General features: G+C 69.5%; 12 protein-coding genes. 7 read left to right on the top strand and 5 right to left on the bottom strand.

Annotated elements, in window-relative coordinates:
- The first annotated feature begins 241 nt into the window (after nucleotides 1-241).
- On the top strand, nucleotides 242-1,228 hold the full coding sequence (locus tag ACQPYS_RS17915) for a GntR family transcriptional regulator (protein WP_433490250.1): 987 nt from the start codon (nucleotides 242-244) through the stop codon (nucleotides 1,226-1,228).
- Nucleotides 1,229-1,580: 352 nt separating this feature from the next.
- Nucleotides 1,581-2,225, top strand: a complete 645-nt coding sequence (locus ACQPYS_RS17910) for an ABC transporter substrate-binding protein (protein ID WP_433493072.1) — start codon at nucleotides 1,581-1,583, stop codon at nucleotides 2,223-2,225.
- A 44-nt stretch (nucleotides 2,226-2,269) separates the two neighbouring features.
- On the opposite strand, the gene ACQPYS_RS17905 is transcribed toward ACQPYS_RS17910, so the two are convergent.
- From ACQPYS_RS17905 to ACQPYS_RS17895, 3 genes are all read right to left on the bottom strand, one after another.
- On the bottom strand, nucleotides 2,270-3,235 hold the full coding sequence (locus ACQPYS_RS17905) for a peptidase (protein WP_433490249.1): 966 nt from the start codon (nucleotides 3,233-3,235) through the stop codon (nucleotides 2,270-2,272).
- Between the two features lie 155 nt (nucleotides 3,236-3,390).
- Nucleotides 3,391-5,850 (bottom strand): ATP-dependent helicase HrpB, encoded by a 2,460-nt coding sequence (gene hrpB / locus ACQPYS_RS17900; RefSeq protein WP_433490248.1) that lies wholly within the window; start codon nucleotides 5,848-5,850, stop codon nucleotides 3,391-3,393.
- 520 nt (nucleotides 5,851-6,370) lie between these two features.
- Nucleotides 6,371-8,011: an ABC-F family ATP-binding cassette domain-containing protein gene (locus tag ACQPYS_RS17895; RefSeq protein ID WP_433490247.1), complete on the bottom strand. Its 1,641-nt coding sequence runs from the start codon at nucleotides 8,009-8,011 to the stop codon at nucleotides 6,371-6,373.
- A gap of 414 nt (nucleotides 8,012-8,425) precedes the next feature.
- On the opposite strand from ACQPYS_RS17895, the gene ACQPYS_RS17890 reads away from it, so the two are divergent.
- The 5 genes from ACQPYS_RS17890 (at nucleotide 8,426) to ACQPYS_RS17870 (ending at nucleotide 12,861) form a co-directional block, all read left to right on the top strand.
- Nucleotides 8,426-9,208 carry a DUF1542 domain-containing protein gene (locus ACQPYS_RS17890; protein WP_433493071.1) on the top strand — a complete coding sequence of 261 codons (783 nt, stop codon included), beginning with the start codon at nucleotides 8,426-8,428 and terminating at the stop codon, nucleotides 9,206-9,208.
- The gene (locus ACQPYS_RS17885; protein WP_433490246.1) at nucleotides 9,136-9,645 is read left to right on the top strand and encodes a DNA glycosylase AlkZ-like family protein; all 510 of its coding nucleotides are present in this window, start codon (nucleotides 9,136-9,138) and stop codon (nucleotides 9,643-9,645) included. The genes ACQPYS_RS17890 and ACQPYS_RS17885 overlap by 73 nt, the downstream gene beginning before the upstream one ends.
- Before the next feature lie 107 nt (nucleotides 9,646-9,752).
- Nucleotides 9,753-10,115 carry a hypothetical protein gene (locus ACQPYS_RS17880; RefSeq protein ID WP_063035107.1) on the top strand — a complete coding sequence of 121 codons (363 nt, stop codon included), beginning with the start codon at nucleotides 9,753-9,755 and terminating at the stop codon, nucleotides 10,113-10,115.
- Nucleotides 10,116-10,293: 178 nt separating this feature from the next.
- The gene (locus ACQPYS_RS17875) at nucleotides 10,294-11,385 is read left to right on the top strand and encodes a terpene synthase family protein (RefSeq protein WP_433490245.1); all 1,092 of its coding nucleotides are present in this window, start codon (nucleotides 10,294-10,296) and stop codon (nucleotides 11,383-11,385) included.
- Between the two features lie 93 nt (nucleotides 11,386-11,478).
- On the top strand, nucleotides 11,479-12,861 hold the full coding sequence (locus ACQPYS_RS17870) for a diguanylate cyclase domain-containing protein (protein ID WP_433490244.1): 1,383 nt from the start codon (nucleotides 11,479-11,481) through the stop codon (nucleotides 12,859-12,861).
- 1,070 nt (nucleotides 12,862-13,931) lie between these two features.
- Here the strand turns inward: ACQPYS_RS17870 and ACQPYS_RS17865 are convergent.
- Nucleotides 13,932-14,543: a DUF4126 domain-containing protein gene (locus tag ACQPYS_RS17865; RefSeq protein ID WP_063035104.1), complete on the bottom strand. Its 612-nt coding sequence runs from the start codon at nucleotides 14,541-14,543 to the stop codon at nucleotides 13,932-13,934.
- 153 nt (nucleotides 14,544-14,696) lie between these two features.
- Nucleotides 14,697-15,326 (bottom strand): TetR/AcrR family transcriptional regulator, encoded by a 630-nt coding sequence (locus ACQPYS_RS17860; RefSeq protein ID WP_063035103.1) that lies wholly within the window; start codon nucleotides 15,324-15,326, stop codon nucleotides 14,697-14,699.
- Between the last annotated feature and the right edge of the window lie 111 nt (nucleotides 15,327-15,437).

The raw sequence follows: 15,437 nt of genomic DNA, 5'->3' as shown, positions 1-15,437 counted from the left end.
CCTGTTCTCCTGTCGCGGCCGCTGTTCCCGCCCCGGGCCGGGAACAGGTGAGGAGAGGCGGCGGCCGTGCATACGATTGCGATAACGGTGTACCAATACGATGTATCCGGCGTGTCGAAAGAATAGGTGTAAGCCATTGCAATAAGCCAGTTGTCGCTGGAAAAAGTGCACTAGTGCGCTCGTGGGGTGAACTAGTACACTCGGCCCGAGGACGGATAGTGCTCACGAAAGAGGGTGGATCATGTCGGCACAGGCGCATCCCGCGGAACCGCCGTATCAGGCGATCGCCGCGCAGCTTCGTACCCGGATCGAAAGCGGTGAACTCCGGCCCGGGGACCGGGTGCCCTCCGTGCGGCAGATCGCTCAGCGGTGGGGAGTCGCGGTGGCTACCGCCACCAAGGTGACGGCGGTACTGCGGGCGGCGGGCCTGGTCGAGGCGAGGGTCGGTTCGGGCACCGTGGTCAGCGCGTCCGCGGCGGGTCCGGCGATCACCCGGGCGCCGCGGCGACCGGTGCCCGCCGCCGGGGAACCGCATCGTGAGCGTCTACTGCGCACGGCCGTCGCGATCGCCGATACCGAAGGGCTCGAGGCGGTTTCGATGCGACGACTGGCGGCCGAGCTCGGTGTCGGCCCCATGTCGATGTACCGGCACGTAGCGAACAAGGACGAACTGCTCACCCAGATGGCCGATGCCGTATTCGGGGAAATCGACCTTCCGGAGCCCGGTGTGCTCGGCTGGCGCGCCGACCTCGAGCGGATCGCCCGTCTGCAATGGCAGTTGTGCCGACGGCATCTCTGGCTGCCCCGGGTCGTCTCGTTCACCCGCCCGCTGCTCGCACTCAACACGATGGCGCAGACCGAATGGATCCTCCAGGCCCTCGACGGGTCGGGCTTGTCCGCCGAGGTCCGGATGCGCGAAGCCCTCGCACTGCACTCGCTCGTCCTCGCCGCGGCGCTGTCGATGGCGGAGGAGGCCGAGGCCGAGCAGAACACCGGTGTCACACTCGACGGCTGGCGGGCGGCGGCGCGTACCCGCGCCCACGAGCTGCTCGGCACCGGCCGGTTCCCCCGGCTCGCGGCGACTCCGGACGAGACAACCGCGGATCTCGACGGACTGTTCGAATACGGACTCGCGCGGCATCTGGACGGATTCGCCGTCCTGCTGGCCGATTCGGCCGGCCGCCGCGCTGCCGCCCCGGAGGTTCCGGACAGCGCCCCCGCCGGCTGATCCCGGATCCGGCCGTCGCGGGTTCGGGCGTTGTCGCCGCGGCCCGCCGAACGGTCCGCGGCTGCGGACTCAGGGGGGTCGAGTGGCTTACTGCTCTGGCCTGAGCAGTGGATTGCCCGGATCGGGTTGCCACCGGTTCACGACGAGCGAGGTGGTGGGACTGCCATGGTCGACGGGGCTGTTTCCGGAGGTGCCGATCAGTGGTCGGGTAAGCGACGGCTCTCAGCGGCCGGCGAGGCGTTCCGGCGTGGCTCGGCACCCACAGGATTCACCGACCCCCGCCACGGTGACCGGGAAACCGTCGCCGCCGAGCGCCGCGGCGGCTGTACTCACACGCTCTCCGTCGTTGCGCGTGGTCGGTGACGGCGCGCGCTGGGGGGCACGGATAGTCGCCCGCCGGAGCGCGGGTATCCAGCGCGTCGAAGACCTGGCGGGCAAGTCGATCGGTACGCCACTGGGTACGAGCGCCGCCTACTTCGCGGCCGATGCACTGGCACAGCACTCGGTGGCGGCGAATCTGGTCCAGGTCTCCCCGTCGGCGACGGTCACTGCCGCCACCCAGCGCAATGTCGACGCCGTATCGATCTTCCAGCCCTATCAGGCACAGGTCGTCCAGGCCCTGGGTGCCGACGCCGTCGAACTCACCGGCGGCAGCTACAGCCAGCACAGCCTCTTCCTCGCGACCCAGGCGGCGATCGCGGCGAAGAGCTCCGCCATCACCTCCTTCTTCGCCGCGCTCGACGATGCGGGCGCCGAACTCGAGCAGCTCTCCGATACCACCGTCGTCGCCGTGGCCACCGCGACCCAGCTCGACCCCGCCCTGCTGCGGGACGTCCTATCGCAATTCGACTTCACCCCGCAACTGACCCCGGAGCTCGCCGGGAAGCTCACCGAACTCGGTACCTGGGCCGGAACACAGGGGTCGATCGCCGCCGGAACCCGGCTCCCCGACTACGCGGGGCTGCTGGACGATCAGTTCCTGCCGCGGGCGCAGTAGATCCGGAGCGGTCCGCGCGGACGAGGGGTGGGCCGCCGGGACTCTCACCGCGGGAAGAGGGTCAGAACCCGCGACATCACTTCGCGGGCCACGTCATCGGTGGCCGAGGTGACCTCGACAACCGGCAGGCGTGAGACGAAAGCAGTACTTCCGGAGGGCAATTCGTGACCGACGACGGTCGAGTAGATCGGGATACTGCTGTCGTACAGCGAGGTGGAGCGGAACACCGCGCGGTCGTCGATCTTCTCCTCGGTGCTGCGGGTCCGCACCTGGTCGGAAACGCGGTAGTCGTACACCACCGTGACGGTTTCGTCCCGGTACCGGAACAGGCATTGGGTCAGGCGGCGCTCGTCGGTATCGGCGGTGCCGGTCAGTTCCGCGCGCACCGCGCACGGATCCGCACCCAGCAGCACCGTAGGGACGGTATCGGGTGAAGTGCCCTGGGGCGGTGCCTGCCGCCAGCGCTCGATCATACCGGACAGCAAGCCATCGGCTACCGCGCAGGAGTCACGGTCCGGAGCCGAGACACTGAGGTAGAACGCGGCGCCGGCCGGGAAACGGCCGGTGGCGCCACAGGCGCGTGGATCGTCGTCCCGGCCGGGGACGACCAAGGTGCTCACATCACCGAGTTGTCCGCTGCGGCCGCGGTTCGGGGTGAGGGTGGGCAGCAGGGTCGACTGCCAGGTGAGTGTGGTGGCTTCGCGGGCGCCCGCGGGACCGAGGGTGGCCCGGCACGAGTACAGGCCGAAGGTGACACTCCGGATATCGCCGAGTCCCAGCTCACCGAGGGTGGCGCGGGGAATCAGCGCGCAGACGTCGATCTGCCGGGTCGCCTCGGCGACGGCCGCGTGCCGCTGTGGGGTGTCGGCGGATCCCGACCAGAACTCCGGGGGTGGGGTGGGCGCCACCGGAGACCCCGCGCCGCCGGCCCGGGTACCGGTATCGTCACCGCAGCCTGCCGTGGCGAGCAATACGGCTGCGACGAGCGTGAGTGTGCGGAATATCGTCACCCCTGACCTCCCGGTGCGCGCCGAGCCGGGACCGTTGCCCGCCCCAAGTCTGCGCGTAACGGCAATCACAGCGCAATCACCCCGCTGCCTTCGGCCGGTCGCGGCCCGGCCGGAGAGCACGGCCGGCGGGTCGGGGCCGGCAGCCGGAGCGTGGATCAGCGCGGTGGCGCCGGCCGGTCACGGCCGGCATTGCGGGCGGTGCCGCGGTGGGCGGGTACGGTGGCCGGGTCTTCCGGCCAGGCATGTTTGGGGTAGCGGCCGCGCAGGTCGGCGCGGACCCCGGGCCAGCCGGTCTGCCAGAACGAGGTGAGATCCGCGGTCACCGCGATCGGGCGCTGCGCGGGGGAGAGCAGATGGAGCACGATCGGGACCCGGCCGTCGGCCAGGCGCGGTGTGTCCGTCCAGCCGAAGACCTCCTGCACCTTGATCGCGAGTACCGGCGGATCGGCCGAGTAGTCGAGGCGGGGGCGGCTGCCGGAGGGCACCGCTGCCCGCTCGGGAGCCAGCTCGTCCAGACGGGCGGCTTCCGGCCAGGGCAGCAGGCGACGCAGTGCCTGGCCGGTGTCGATACGTTCGAGGTCGGCGCGGCGGCGGGCGGTGGCGAGTTCGGGGCCGAGCCAGGTATCCGCGGCAGCGAGCAGTGACTCGTCGTCGACCGGCGGCCACGGGGCACCGAGTGTGCGGTGCAGGAAATCGAGGCGCCGGCGTAGGGCGATCGCGTCGGGATTCCAGGACAGGAGGCCGAGACCGGTCGAGTTCAGCCCGCGCCGTATCGCCGCGCCCAGCAATCGGCGATCAGGGTCGGAAACGGCGGTGGCCGACAGGGTGATCGCGCCCAGTCGCTCGATACGCCGCGCGACGATATCGCCGTCGACCCAATCTATCTCGTCGACGCTGGTCAGCAGGTTCGCGGCGGCTCGGCGGGCGAGCTGTTCGTCGGCGACCGCGGCGAGCCGTACGACCCCCTCGGCACGCCCGGGATCGCGCGTCGCGACGCCGATCGCCAGCCATTCGGCATCGCCTGTTCCGGAGCCGGGCGGCAGCCTCACCGCGGTACCGCCGGCCATGAGATAACTGCTCGAACCCGCACCGCGTCGCCGGGCCAGCCGCTCCGGATAGGCCAGCGCGACGATGAGCGCCGGATCGTCGCCCCCCTCCGGCCCTTCGACCGATCGGGACAGCCGCTCCACCTCTCGCCGCCAGCGCACCGGCCGCTCACGGCGCAGCGCCCGCAGCCCGGCCGCGAGATCGACACCGGACAGGTGGGTGTCGTCGTCGAGGACGGCGACGACCTCCGCGGCCGCTCGCGGACCGACCACGGCCGCGCCGTCGAGCAATGCCCGCGCCAGCCGGGGATGCAGTCCGAGCCGGGCCATGCGCCGCCCCCGGTCGGTCACCGTACCCTCGGTGCCGACGGCCCCCAAGGCGCGCAATACCTCCCGGCCGGCCGCCAACCCACCGGACGGCGGCGCATCCCACCAGGTGAGGCCCTGCCCGTCGCTGGTGCCCCAGCACGCCAGCTCCAGCGCCAGACGGGTCAGATCCGCCGTCCGGATCTCCGGCTCCGAGTAGGCGGGCAGCGTGCCGTGCTCGTATTCGGGCCAGCATCGCCATACGTGCCCCGGCCCCTCCCGTCCGGCCCGCCCGGCTCGCTGCTCGGCCACCGCCGCCGAGACCCGTACGGTGGCCAGGCCGGACAGGCCCCGGGTCCGATCGATGCGCGGGACGCGGGCGAGCCCCGAATCCACCACCGCCCGCACCCCCGGTACCGTCAGGCTCGATTCCGCCACCGCGGTGGCCAGCACCACCCGCCGCCGGGCCCCGGGCCGTAATGCCGCGTCCTGGGCCGCCGCCGGGAGTCTGCCGTGCAGCGGGACGATATCGACACCTTCCAGGCCACCCAGAAGTGCTGTCACCCTGCGGATTTCTGCCGCGCCGGGCAGGAAGACCAGGACATCGCCCGCAGTCGCGGCGAGCGCGGCGCGGGTGGCCCGCGCGACGTGTGCTTCGCTCCGCTCCCGTGGCGACGCCGGAAGATAGGTCGTGTCCACCGGATGGGTGCGGCCCCGGACCCGCACGACCGGCGCCGTGTGGTTCCCGTCGAGGAGTGACGAAAGACGTTCGGCGGCAACGGTCGCCGAGGTCGCGAGTACCCGCAGCTCCGGTCGCAATCCGGCCCGGGCGTCCAGCAGCAACGCCAGCAGCAGATCCGCGTCGAGGTGCCGTTCGTGGCATTCGTCCAGCACGACCACCTCGACCCCCGTCAACTCGGGATCGTCCTGTAGCCGGCGGACCAGCAACCCGGAGGTGACGACCTCGATCCGGGTCTGCCGCCCCACTCGCCGATCACCTCGGACCGAGTAGCCGACGGTGTCCCCCACCTGCTCGCCCAGCAGCGCGGCCATCCGTCCGGCCGCGGCCCGGGCCGCCAGCCGCCGCGGCTCGGCCACGACCACCCGCCCGGTGGCACGCCGCGCCAGCGCCAGGGGGACCAGGGTCGTCTTCCCGGTGCCGGGCGGCGCGACCAGCACGGCGGTCCCGCGTTCGGTGAGCGTCTCGACGACATGATCGAGAACGTCACGAATCGGTAGGTCGGGGAGTGTGGGCAGTTCCATTACCGATCAGTCTGCGGCATCGGCCCGGAGCCGCGATATCCACCACCGATTCGCACGAAAACAGCTGTTCCCGGTAGCGCCGCCGATAGAGCCGGCAATGTTCGGCCACGGCCGGCCGGCACCGTCCGCGACTCGCGCGGTGCCGGCAACCGGGCGCGCTCGGCACGCCGGTCGAAGTCGCGACCTGTACCACCTGCTCACCCGGATCAATCGAACGCTGCGGACCCGCGGCCAGAGAGCCGGGATCTCAGCGCGGGTGTGGCCTCGGCGCTGTGGACGATCATCAACCAGCCCCGATCCGACTGTCCACGCTCGCCGAACGGGAATCGTTCTCGGCACCGACGATCTTTGGATCGTCGGTGCGGTCTTCCCGTTCTTCACCGGCGGTCGTCCGAAGGAGCCCGCGGGCGCGGGAAGACGCACGAATCGGTCGGTGACGAGCCGGCCCCGGTGGCCGCGTTCACATCGGGGGAGGCCCCGTCCGAACTGATCGACGAACCCGTAACGCTGAGGGCGGCCGCTACTCTTCGAAGAGTCGCCCGCCCGCGAGGTGCCAGCGCCGGGTCGCGCGCACCGAGTCCAGCATCCGCCGATCGTGCGTCACCAGCAGGAGTGTGCCGGTGAACGATTCGACGGCCTGTTCCAGTTGTTCGATGGCGGGCAGATCGAGATGGTTGGTCGGCTCGTCCAGGACGAGTAGGTTCACGCCGCGGGCCTGGAGCAGTGCGAGGGCGGCCCGGGTGCGCTCACCAGGGGACAGGGTGTCGCAGGCGCGGTTGACGTGTGGGCCCCGCAGACCGAACTTGGCGAGCAGCGTGCGCACCTCGGCATCCGGCCGATCGGGCATCGCCGCGCCGAAGGTGGCCGCGAGCGTGGCGTCCCCCCGGAACAGGCCGCGGGCCTGGTCGACCTCGCCGATCCGTACGCCGGAACCCAATGCCGCCGTGCCCGTTTCGGGGGCGAGCTTACCGAGTAACAGGGCGAGCAGAGTGGATTTTCCGGAGCCGTTCGCACCGGACACGACGATGCGGTCGGTCCAATCGATCCGGGTGGTCACCGGCCCGAGCGTGAACGCACCGCGCGTGACGGTGGCAGCACCGGCGGTCGCGACGACGGTACCGCTGCGCGGCGCGGTCGCGATCGTCATCCGCAGCTCCCACTCCTTGCGGGGTTCCTCCACCACGTCGAGCCGTTCGATACGGCGTTGCGTCTGGCGCGCTTTGGCGGCTTGTTTCTCGGTGGCTTCGGCCCGTGTCTTGCGGCCGGCCTTGTCGGAGTCGTTCTTGCTCTTACGGCGCGCGTTGCGCACACCGTGTTCCAGCCAGTTGCGTTGCCTCTGCGCCCGGGCTTCCAGTCCGGCCCTGGTAGCCGCGAATTCGTCGTGGGCCGCACGGGCGTGCCGGCGCGCGATCTCGCGCTCGGCCAGGTAGGCATCGTAGCCGCCGGCGTAGAAGCCGATCTGCTGCTGGGCGAGATCGAGTTCGAGCACACTGTTCACGGTGCGGGTCAGGAACTCCCGGTCGTGGCTGATGATCATCAGTGGGGTGCGGACCCCGGTGACGAAGCGTTCGAGACGTTCGAGACCGTCGAGATCGAGGTCGTTGGTGGGTTCGTCGAGCAGCAGGATATCGAAGCGCGACAGCAGGACCGAGGCCAGACCGACGCGGGCCGCCTGCCCACCGGATAGGCCGGTCATCGGCGTCTCCAGTCCGCCCGCGAGGTTGCCGGTGAGCCCGAGTTCGGCGGCGATCTCCGCGGCGCGCTGCTCGAGGTCGGCCCCACCGAGTGCGAGCCAGCGTTCGAGGGCGGGAGAGTATTCGTCGGCGCCACCTTCGCCGAGGTGTTCGGCCGCCGCGTCCATGACCCGCTGGGCATCCGCGACACCGGTGCGGCGCGCGAGGAAGCCGAGCACGGTCTCGCCGTCGATCCGTTCGGGTTCCTGGGCCAGATAGCCGACGGTGGCATCCGGCGGGCTCAGGGTGATCGTGCCCTCGTCCGGCGTGCCGTCGGCGAGCATACGCAACAGCGTCGATTTGCCGGCACCGTTGACGCCGACCAGGCCGACCACATCGCCGGGTGCGAGAGTGAAATCGAGATCGGCGAACAGAGTCCGTTCGGCGTGTCCGGCCGACAGCCCGCCGGCCTGCAAGGTTGCGCTCACCGGGCATATTCTGCCCGTCCGTCGCCGCGGGCCTGCGGGCACCCGCCATCGCGGCGCGGGTACGGCGGTGCGGCCGTACCCGCGCCGCATACGATCCGGCGGTGCCGGTAACCAGTGCAGACCTGACCGGCTACATCGCGCGCGGGAGCTCGACGCCGACCTGAGGCGTTGGTCCGCCGCCCGGTCGCGTGTCGAGTTACCCGGATCCGCGGTCCGGTCGGTCGAGCCGTTCCTGGAACGGCTCGACCCCACCACCGCCGCGCTCCCGGGGTCGGCCTGCCGGCCACACCGCGGCCGCGGGGCTCCGAATGATCGACTGTCGCGGTGTGCGGTCCATTGGGTGGAGCTGTGGGCCGCGGCCCGGCGGGTACGCTGGTCGGCACACTGCTCCGCCGACCAGAGGAGTGCGTGACCATGGAGTGGCTACTGATCGCGGTGGCGGTCGTGCTGGTGGCATCGATCCTGGTGTGGCGATCCCGGCAGAGCAGCATGCGCGCGGCGACCGAACTGGCCGATGCGCTCGCCGAGGCCCGTCAGGTCAACGAGCGCCTCGGCGGCCAGATCTACCACTTGTCCGGGAGCAACCCGGCCGCGCGGCAAGCGCTCGCCGACGCCGCGGAACGTCACACCGCGGCGGGCTCGCAGGTCGACCAGGCCAGAACCCCGGTTCAGGCGCGGCTGGCGAAACAGACCGCGGTGGAAGGGCTCTATTACATCCGGGCTGCCCGGACCGCCATGGAGATGGATCCCGGCCCCGCCGTACCCGAGTTGGCGGGGCAGTCGACCGCGGGCGAGGTCAGCGAAGACCGGGTGATCGACTTCGACAACCGCCGGATCGCCGCGTCTCCGCGTCCTTCGGCCGGGACGCCGAACTACTACCCGGGCGGGCGCGTCGCGGGCCGGCCCGTCCCGGCCGGCTGGTATTCCGAGCCCTGGTGGAAACCGGCTATGGTGGCCGGTGCCTGGGGAGTGGGCTCGGCCCTGCTGTTCACGTCGCTGTTCTCCGGGATGTCCGGCGTGGGTTACGGCGCCGAAGGTTTCGAACAGGGCTTCGGGGAGGGCTATGCGGACGGACTCACCGCCGGAGGGCAGGACTACGGCGGGCCGGACGGCGGCCACGACGAGTGGGGCGGCGACGGAGGCGACTGGGGTGGTTCCGACGGCGGCGGGTTCGATGGTGGTGGCTTCGACTTCTGACCGATAGGTCCCGGGATAACGACGAGCAGGGCCGCGAACTCCTCGACCTCCCGGACGCACCACGCCCCGACCCGGACACGCCCGCCCCGGTGCGGTTCCTGCCCGCGTTCGACAATGCGATCCTCGGCTACCACGACCGCGGCCGGATCATCGACCGGGCTCACCGCGGCCTCTCGGTCGCCGGTGAACGAGCCATGCTGGTCGACGGCCGGGGCGTCGCGACCTGGACCCACCGTGCCGACGCCCGGAGCGGCACGCCGCTGCGCCGCTTCTCCCGGGCCGAATGCGTCGCGGTCGCCGAACAAGAACGGGAACCGGCCTCGTCCCGCACCGACGACGACGGACATCCGGTACAGGTGGCGGCATTCGGTGACAGCGCCGGGAAAGCTGGCTTCCAGAGCGGTCACCGGTGTGCCACACCCGCCGCTCCGAGCTGAGCCCGTCCGGCCCGACAGGCCGCACGATCTCGCGGCACAGTGGGCCGGATCTCCGGCGCAGTAACGTGGACTCGCTCCCGGCCGAAGTTCTTCCGAGAGGAGTCCACATGAAACAGAAGATTCTCACTGCCGCGCGTCTTGCGGCCGCGGGGGTTTCGGGTCTGGCCTTCGCGGCGGTCGTCGGTTCCGGCACCGCCGCGGCCGCGCCGCAGGACTGCGTCGTCGAGCGAGACCTGTTCGGCGCGTCGGCGACCTGCGGACCCGACGGAGGCAGCAACTACGTTCTACATATCGATTGCGTCGGCCTCTACGCCAGTGGGCCGTTCCCGCTGTACACCGTCGGCCCGTACGCGGCGATCAGCTACCCCTTCACGCCGGTGGGTCAGCGCGTCACCACGGGTTGTACGGGAACGGGTCCCGGTGTCGTCGCGGTTGCGACCAACGCCTATGTCGAGGTCTATCGAGGCTGACCGGGGGGCAGGGGACCGCGTCACAGTGAGACCGCTCGGGGCGAGATCCTGTGTGTAAGAACACCGATGGGGTGACACGAACGCCGCTGTGTACCAAGCTGGAAGGGTTTGGATCATGCGGGAGGAGAGCGTCATGGCTTCTCGATACACATCGGCACTCGAGCGGAGAATCGCGGATATGCGCGCACAACGGGACATTCGGGTGCACGCGGACAGGCCCTGGTCGTTACAGGAACTGTTCAGCACGCCCGACTGCGATATCGCAGAATACAGCAGGGAGTTCAGGCCGAGTCAATTCGGTGCTCGTTCCTGCGCGGACGTGGAGAAATACTGCCGCGCCCAGGGTATCTGGCTGGAGCCGGGCGGCGCGCATTACAACAGCATGACGCCGTATCTACATCCGTTCCCGATCAGCGCGGACCGGCTGACCACCATCGGCTTGTTCAACGCGATCCTGTTCTGGCTCAACGACACTGTGGGCCGCGAGAAGTTCGGGCACCTGTCCGGAAACGAACAGCACCGAGCGCGAACCGAACTCGATCGGCTGTGCCGCCTGCTCGAATCGCGGACCGTGCCGGACGACGCCTCGCCGATCGAAACGGCGACGGTCGAGTTCCTCTCCCGGCTCCATACCCAGGACGCGGACGAGCAGTGGCTCGAGCTGTTCCTGGAGTCGACCGTCGAGCATCTGCGCACCGCGATCCGGGACCAGAACGCCCGGTCCCGCCGTGACCTGCTGACCACGGACGAATACATTGATCTCCGGGCCCAGGTGTCGGGTATGTACCCGGCCATCGCCCTGTGCGAATTCGGGCGCGACAGCTACCTCGATCAGGAGCGTTTGGCCGCTGCGGGGCGCGCGGATGATCTGCGCCGATTACGGGTGGTGACGGCCGAGATCGGCGCCTTGATGAACGATATGTTCTCCTTCGAGAAGGAGTGCATAGTCGACCGCTCCGATTTCAATCTGATACCGGTGTGCTTCCTGAACGATCCGCGGGCAACACTGGCCGATGCCGTCTACGCCGCCGCCGGCGTGGTCCGCGACCGGCTCACCGAGTTCCGCGGATTGCACGCCGCGCTCACGGCGCGCTGCGCCGAACCCGGTATGGCCGACAGCGGCCTGGCGGGGCCGGTCCGGACCCATCTCGCCGACCTGGAGGGCTGTGTCCAGGCCACCTGGGTGTGGCAGGTCATGACGACCCGGTACAAGGGTGTGGGCATCTTTGCCGAGAACAACGCCCTGCCGAGTGGCAACGATGCGGCCTGATAGGGAAGGATGGCCTCAGCCGGGGCGGTGATGCCCGGCAGGGGTGACGTGGTGGCTGCGGTGATGTCGGGCAGTGGATGACAAAGGGGTGTGATGGACGAGTCGGGGCACGCTGAACTGGTTCGCTCGTGGTCTCGGGTACTGCGGGCGTCCGGCGACTCCGCCCCGTCCGACCCGGATGCCGACCAGTTTTTGCACTGGCTGGTCGACGATCTGGCGAAGGCCCTCGTCTCGACACAGTTCGACCCCACCGCGGGCGCCAGGGTCGGCGCGGCCCTGGCCACTGTGGAGGTGGGCGTCGACGATGTGCCGGCCGTCTCGGCGCCCATCCTTTGGCGCCTCGTCGGACCGGACGCCGACCCGGCGACCGTGACGCGTATGTCCGTACTCCTCGCCAAACTGGGCGAGGGGTACGGAATGCACCGGCAGCAGCGGTTTGCCGCCCACCACGCCGAACAGGCCGAGCCGACCCGGCAGTCCAACGCGCGTTACCGGGTGGTGTTCGAGAACGCGGCCGTGGCCATCGCCGTCGGCGACACCAACGGCGTTCTACTCGACGCCAACCAGAAGCTCGCCGATATGATCGGCGTCCCGGTCGACGAGCTCCGCGGTATCTCGGTATACGAATTCGCCCATCCCGAGGATCGGGAGCGGATTCGTAGACTCGTCTACGAAAAGCTGGTGCCCAAGCGCGGGGGCACGGTGAAACTGGAACAGCAGATCGGCCGCGTCGATGGCAGTTATGGGTGGGCCTCCTTCTCCATCACCTTCGTCGAGGGTGTGGCGGGCCACCCGAACTACCTGCTGGCGGTGGGCGAGGATGTCACCGAACAGCACCGCATGCGCCAGGAACTACACCGCCAGGCCCGGCACGATCCGCTCACCGGTCTACCCAACCGGCGTCAGTTGCTGGAGCGGCTCGACACCGTGATGAACGAGGCGGGGGGTCACGAACAGATCGGTTTGTGTTTCGTGGACCTGGACCGCTTCAAACACATCAACGACCGGTACGGTCACGGCACCGGCGACCGGGTGCTCACCGCTGTCGCCGACCGCCTGCACACGAGTGTGCAGGATATGGACTGCCTGGTGGCCCGGATCGGCGGCGACGAATTCGTCGCATTGGTGCCCCCGCCGGTGGATGCCTGGAAGATGGGCCGGGTGGCGGACAGTCTGCTGGGCGCCCTGACCGACCCGGTGACCACCAACAGTCACCGGGTCCAGGTTTCTGCCAGTATCGGCGCCGTGCTGACCACCGTGCAGAGCGGCCAGGCCGAAACCCTGATCGACGCCGCCGACACGGGTCTGTACCGCGCCAAGAACAACGGCAAGGCGCAGTGGGTCCTGCACATGCTCGCCGACGGTGTGGTCACCGAGGCCGAGCCCGATCTCGAGCCCGATCTCGAGCCCGACCTCGATCCCGAACAATTGAACCGGTACATTCCCACCGAGGACCTGCCGGATTCCGACTCCTGACCTCGGCGGTCGCCGATCCCGGCGGCGTCAGGGCCGTGGTGTTCCGGCCCGTCCGAGGTGGCGGAGGAAGAACGCGAGCGCGCTCTCGACCTCGAATCGGGGCACCGCGGCATGCGCACCCGCGTTGGCGTGCAGAGACTTTTCCTTCGAGCCGAAAGCCTCGAACAATGCGAGAGCGGCTCGGCGCTCGACCAGCTCGTCGTCCCACCGGAGGAGGAATTCGACCGGGACGGTGATCCGCCGCCGCCTCGGTGCGGGATTCCTGTCCGAGGGACCCGAATACCGCCGCGGTGATCCGGGGTTCGGCCGCTGTCAACGGCACCCCGATCCCGGTGCCCTGCATGATGCCCCAGAAGTCGGCCGCGGCACCGACCTCGGGTAGCTGCTGCAGGGCGTCCAAGGTCGCCCGCCACTCCGGTACGGCGTATTCGGCCAGATGGGTGTGTAGCGCGGCAACGATCGATCCGATGGGCTCGCGATCGGCCTGGGCCCGGCGGAGGGCCGCGATGTGCTGCTCGAAAACCGGGGTCCGGGGCCGGTCGCCGTGGCCGGGTGCGTCGAGGGCGGCGACGTGGAAACCGCCCCCTGTCACGAAGCGGTGCGCGCGTCCAGTGATGCCCGGGGCGTGCTTGTGCCGACCGCCGCCGTGCGCCATCAGTATCAGTGGCGCGGGAACGGAGCCGGACTCCGGCGAGAAGAGTACGCCGGGGACATCGCCCACGGTGAAGTCCCGCTCGCGGATGCCGTTCGACGAGGTCTCGGCGCTGAAGTGCGTAGAACGCATAGGTTTTGCCTTTCGGGATGCCTGGTCGGCGGCGCTCCCGGCGGCACCTACGTCAATCGCCCGGCCGTGAGGAGGAGTGGGAGCACCCAATGGATACAGCGTTGATGGGTCTCACCTCCTCGCGCGATGTCACGGACCCGGGGAGGCTATCAACCGGACGTTTCTGTACCAACTTCTTTTCCCTGGGTACGCGGAGCAGCCGGCATCGGCCTGCCTCGGCTCCGGCTCGAAAGCCTTCGGAGTGAAACGTTCCCGGCCCCGCGGCGACCGGCTGCGGACCGCGGGTCTACCTCGATCGCGCGGGTGGCGCCACGACCGGCCGCGCGGACGCCGATTTCCGGCTGCGGAATCTGCGCACCGCGCGCCAGGCGACGAACAGCAACGCGCCCAGCACGATCGGCACCAGCAACGGCAGCACTATCGCCAAGGCGACCAGAACGAATGCCAGCACGTCCTCGACGACCGACACCACCGGATTCGCTATGCCGCCCGTCGTGGCAGTGCTGGCCGCGCGGACACCGGTCTGGGTCGCGCTGAAGGTGAGCGCGGTCGGGGCGCCGACAATGATTCCCGCGATCGCCGCGGTGGCCGGATCCGCCGCCTCGAATACCGACCCGGCGGCTATCGCTCCCGCGATCGGTCCGCTGACATTGCCGATGAGCGACAACATGTTGTCGATGAACGGAATGAGATCGCCCAGTATCTCGGCAGCGGCCGCCACCGACAACGTGAGCAGCGCCCCGGTCGAGCCGATCCAGGCGAAGGACTCGTTGAGATCCAGGCCGAGGACACCGAAATGCGCGGCGGCGCCGAGTACCAGCAACGGCAGGAAAGTCCGGAACCCACAGGCGGCCGCGAGGCCCAACCCCAGGAAGGCGGGAAGTACCCAGCTACTCATGATCGGGAGTGTAAGTGCCCGAGCGGGGGGAACCCGCGGCTCTCCCCCGGAGGGTGGGCGAGGAACGACTGCTGGACCTGCGCGGTGTGTATCACGCCGGCGGGGTGGCTCACGTTGATGTAGCAGCGCGCTCGGCGCCGCACAGCTTCGTTGCTACGCTGCGCCCAGCAGGTCGAATACCGAATCCAGCTGATCGCGTACGGTTTCGGCGCCGCCGGTACGCCCGGCCAGCCGGTGCAGCAGCGCGCGCTGGAAGATCCCGTCGATGGTCGTGTACGCGACGGCGGGCGTGAGAGTGGGGGCGCTGCCCCGGTGTTCGCAATAGCGGGAGACGACCCGCCAGATCATGTCTTCGCGGCGGGCCTCGATCTCGAGTACATCCTCGCGGAACGAATCGTCGAACAGGCTCTGGTTGCGGAGGTCGTACCAGAGCCGGTGGATGGTGGCGTCGGCCACCAGTGTGGCCGAGAACGTGGCGATGAACTCGGTGCGCAGTTCGTGGGCGTCGTGCGCGGAGGCGATGACATCGTCGTAGCGGGTTACGCAGACCGCCTCGTACTGCCGGACTGCATGGACGAGCAGATCGATCTTGTCGCGGAAGTAGTAGTGCAGGACACCGTGGGAGTATTCGGAGTTCTGCGCGATCTCCCGCAGGCTCGTATGGGCGTAGCCACGCTCGGCGAGCGTGTGCAGGGTGGCGAGCGCCAGCTCGGTGCGCTTCGCCGCGAACTTGTCGCGAGCGCGCTCGTCTATACGGGATCTGGGATCAGCGGCCTGTGTCACTCGTTTGCATTCTTCTCGGTTCGGATCTCGCCTGCCCGGCTTCCTGAGTGTAAGCGTACGACGACTTCCGATCTTTGGACGACTGTCAAGATTTTTCTTGACGACTGTCAA

The sequence above is a fragment of the Nocardia grenadensis genome, assembly GCF_050942415.1.
Taxonomy (GTDB): domain Bacteria; phylum Actinomycetota; class Actinomycetes; order Mycobacteriales; family Mycobacteriaceae; genus Nocardia; species Nocardia grenadensis.
This window is presented reverse-complemented; position numbering and strand designations above follow the sequence as displayed.

Excerpts from the sequence above, each read along its gene's own strand:
- ACQPYS_RS17890 (WP_433493071.1), top strand. The coding sequence starts at position 8,426 with ATGGAGTGGCTACTGATCGCGGTGGCGGTCGTGCTGGTGGCATCGATC.
- hrpB (WP_433490248.1), bottom strand. The coding sequence starts at position 5,850 with ATGGAACTGCCCACACTCCCCGACCTACCGATTCGTGACGTTCTCGAT.
- ACQPYS_RS17880 (WP_063035107.1), top strand. The coding sequence starts at position 9,753 with ATGAAACAGAAGATTCTCACTGCCGCGCGTCTTGCGGCCGCGGGGGTT.
- ACQPYS_RS17865 (WP_063035104.1), bottom strand. The coding sequence starts at position 14,543 with ATGAGTAGCTGGGTACTTCCCGCCTTCCTGGGGTTGGGCCTCGCGGCC.
- ACQPYS_RS17870 (WP_433490244.1), top strand. The coding sequence starts at position 11,479 with ATGGACGAGTCGGGGCACGCTGAACTGGTTCGCTCGTGGTCTCGGGTA.
- ACQPYS_RS17875 (WP_433490245.1), top strand. The coding sequence starts at position 10,294 with ATGCGCGCACAACGGGACATTCGGGTGCACGCGGACAGGCCCTGGTCG.
- ACQPYS_RS17915 (WP_433490250.1), top strand. The coding sequence starts at position 242 with ATGTCGGCACAGGCGCATCCCGCGGAACCGCCGTATCAGGCGATCGCC.